Annotated in this window: 1 protein-coding gene and 1 pseudogene; one reads left to right on the top strand and one right to left on the bottom strand. The window is 51.5% G+C overall.

Going from position 1 to position 437, the window contains the following annotated elements; genetic code table 11:
• Nucleotides 1-148: 148 nt before the first annotated feature.
• Complete coding sequence (locus ACYVTD_RS16955; protein WP_461248818.1) at nucleotides 149-301, bottom strand: hypothetical protein; 153 nt, start codon at nucleotides 299-301, stop codon at nucleotides 149-151.
• Between ACYVTD_RS16955 and ACYVTD_RS16950 the strand changes: the two are divergent.
• Nucleotides 230-437, top strand: a pseudogene (locus ACYVTD_RS16950) (NADP-dependent isocitrate dehydrogenase); the annotation flags it as partial. The gene ACYVTD_RS16955 and the pseudogene ACYVTD_RS16950 sit on opposite strands and share 72 nt — an antisense overlap.

The raw sequence follows: 437 nt of genomic DNA, 5'->3' as shown, positions 1-437 counted from the left end.
CCTTGAAACAATCCCCATAATAATAGACAAAACCGCCGTGTTATTAATAGGAATTTTCACGATTCTCTGTTCGATTCTAGCCTCATGGATCCCCGCCCGCCGCGCCGGCAAGTTAAAACCGATGGAACTGTTAAGAAAGACATAATTTTTACAATCTTGCCGCTATCTCATCGATAAAATCCCAAGAATTAAGAACCTTCTCCGGCGGCGGATTGGATAGTTTCGCTAAGTCCCCCCTTCCGGCGTTTTTGAATACGAGGCGGCGCACGGCACCGTCCAACAGCACTACTACCGCTGGCAAAAGGGCGAGAAAACCAGCACAAATCCCGCCGCGCTAATCTTCGCATGGAGCGGGGCGTTGGCGAAACGCGCCGAGTTGGACGGTCTGAAAGACTTGGCGGATTTCGCAAAACGATTGGAAGCCGCCGTGCTTGGCG

This window comes from Treponema sp. R6D11, from assembly GCF_054786075.1.
This window is presented reverse-complemented; position numbering and strand designations above follow the sequence as displayed.